A 2621-nucleotide genomic window follows, 5' to 3' on the forward strand; every position below is an offset into this window, starting at 1 on the left:
TTTTCCATAGCTTCTTTTGCGCTAAAAAGCATTTCACGATAAGCACGGCGACTATCTTCATGAGATTCAACACCAATACTTTCAAAACGCTTGCCAATGGTTGCCGTACTTTCATCTGCTGCTAAAATACCTTTACCTGTATACACCAAAGAAAGTGCAATATCTTCAAGCCGTTCGTTCATAAAAAAATCCTCTTTATTTTGTCTTTAAATTTTCCAAAAGTGCGCACCACGCGCGATATACTCTACACAACAACACACAGTTCTTTTTTTAGCTGCACTTTAAATAGACATTTAAGCTTGCATAAGGGCAAAAATGCCAGGTAAAATCTTACCTTCCATCCATTCCAAAAAAGCTCCTCCAGCAGTCGAGAGATAAGTAAAATCATTGGCAACACCAGCATGATTAAGGGCGAAAACCGTATCGCCTCCTCCCGCAATTGAAACCAGTTTCCCTTTTTGACTACGTTCTGCTGCATAGCGTGCCACGGCAATTGTTCCCTTATCAAAGGGAGGCATCTCAAAAACACCAAGGGGTCCATTCCACACAAGGGTAGCAGCTTCATCAATTGCAGCATTGATATGCGCAATAGAACGTGCACCAACATCCATAATCATGCCATCTTGTGGAATATCTTCAATGTCATAGAGACGATGCGGTGCATCTTTTTCAAAGCGAAATCCAACGACAGCATCCTGAGGGAGCAGAAGCTTACATTGACACTCTTGCGCTTTTTTAATGATTTTTTTAATCGTTTCCATCAATGCATGTTCACACAGTGATTTTCCAACATGAACACCTTGCGCCGCTAAAAAGCTGTTGGCCATGCCCCCACCAATAACCAAAGAGTCGACTTTTTCCACCAAATGATTGAGCACAAAAAGCTTACTAGAAACCTTGGCACCTCCCACAAGGGCAATTACAGGACGTGTTGGATTGCCCAATCCTTTTTCTAATGCCTGCAATTCACCTTGCAAAGAACGCCCCGCATAAGAAGGCAACAAATGCGTTATGCCCTCTACCGAAGCATGGGCACGATGAGAAACTGAAAAAGCATCATTAACATAGAGATCGCCATTATGAGCCAAAGCTTCTGCAAAAGAACAATCATTTTTTTCTTCCCCTGAATGAAAACGAACATTTTCAAGCAGTAAAACACTCCCATTTTGTAATGACTCAACTGCAACCTGCACCGCCGAACCGATACAGTCAGGAGCAAAAGCAACCGGCTGATTAATGATCTTTTCCAATACTTGTACAACAGGACGGAGTGAAAACTCTTGTTCTACCTTTCCTTTGGGGCGACCACAATGAGAAAGCAGAATAAGTTTAGCACCACGCTTTTGTAGCTCAACGAGTGTTTCTTTATGTCGTACAAGACGTGTCTCGTCACAAACTTTGCCCAGTGCCATAGGAACATTAAAATCCACGCGCACAAGAACACGTTTGCCCAAAACATCAACATCATCAAGTGTACGAAACCCCATCACTGCTTCCTCTTCACTTTCCATTGTTTCAAATAAAAACGCATCCAACAACCCTGCCCACTTTTCTTTCCAATTATCCCCTCTTTGCTTTTACAAGAGATCCACAACATCCTATCTCTCACCCTGTGCTTAAAAATCCAAAGCTTTTATCGTCAAATGTACAAAAGCCCACCATTGCTATTAATCTTCATATTCCATTGTGGCAAACAAATGCATTGGCTCAACTTGATCTCTATTAAAGCTTCCTTTTACTTCTAGGCAAAAGAATTTACATCTCCTTTTTTATGACATTTTCTCAAAGGGTATCTCGTTCAGATCTTGCTTTTTCAAAGTTTATTCTTTTATTCAGCTTTTAAAAGCACGTATTGACCCAGTATTAAAACAAAACACATCATCAATGTTTCAATAGCTCTTCTCTCTAGCGCATGAGAACAACAGCCTCTATCTGTTTTTCTCAAAATTGCACAAAAATGAGACTTTTTCATATAAAAAGAGGACCCTGAGGTCCTCTTATATTGTCTTAGCAAAAGCCACAGCCGTATCACTCATACGGTTAGAAAAGCCCCATTCATTATCATACCAAACCAAAACACGACAGAGCTGACCATCAATTACTTTGGTTTGATCATTGTGGAAAATCGCTGAATAAGGATTATGATTAAAATCACAACTCACGAGTTTCTCTTCTGTCGTGTCTAAAATTCCCTTCAAAGAACCTTGTGCAGCAGCAGCAATAGCTGTATTAATTTCTTCGATTGTTGTGGAACGCTTAGCAATAAATGTCAAATCAACCACAGAAACATTAGGGGTTGGAACACGAATCGATACACCATCAAGCAATCCCTTTAATTCTGGCAAGACCAATCCCACAGCTTTTGCCGCTCCTGTTGAGGTAGGAATCATAGAAAGAGCTGCCGCACGTGCACGATAAAGGTCCCGATGCATTGTATCCAATACAGGTTGATCACCCGTATAAGAATGGATGGTTGTCATGAAGCCCTTTTCAATGCCCACCGTGTTGTGTAAAACTTGTGCAACAGGCGCCAAACAATTGGTTGTACAAGAAGCATTTGAAACAACGCGATGCTCTTTGCTTAAAGATTGATGATTAACCCCATAGACAACCGTAAGATC

At 41.0% G+C, this 2621-nt stretch carries 3 protein-coding genes; all 3 read right to left on the minus strand.

Annotation, left to right across the window (positions count from 1 at the left end; all coding sequences use genetic code 11):
* A partial coding sequence (locus ACFIO3_RS11195; protein WP_375704473.1) for a class I fructose-bisphosphate aldolase occupies window positions 1-182 on the minus strand: 182 nt, incomplete at its 3' end.
* A gap of 111 nt (window positions 183-293) precedes the next feature.
* A complete protein-coding gene (locus ACFIO3_RS11200; protein WP_375704475.1) occupies window positions 294-1487 on the minus strand; it encodes a phosphoglycerate kinase in 1194 nt (397 codons plus the stop codon).
* Between the two features lie 510 nt (window positions 1488-1997).
* Window positions 1998-2621, minus strand: a 624-nt coding sequence (locus ACFIO3_RS11205) for a type I glyceraldehyde-3-phosphate dehydrogenase (RefSeq protein ID WP_375704474.1), incomplete at its 5' end; no start/stop codon positions are given.

The sequence above is a fragment of the Bartonella sp. AD328YNZD genome, from assembly GCF_042196425.1.

Bases quoted from the DNA above. Each gene is read 5' to 3' on its own strand.
- ACFIO3_RS11200 (WP_375704475.1), bottom strand. From the start codon at position 1,487: ATGGGGTTTCGTACACTTGATGATGTTGATGTTTTGGGCAAACGTGTT.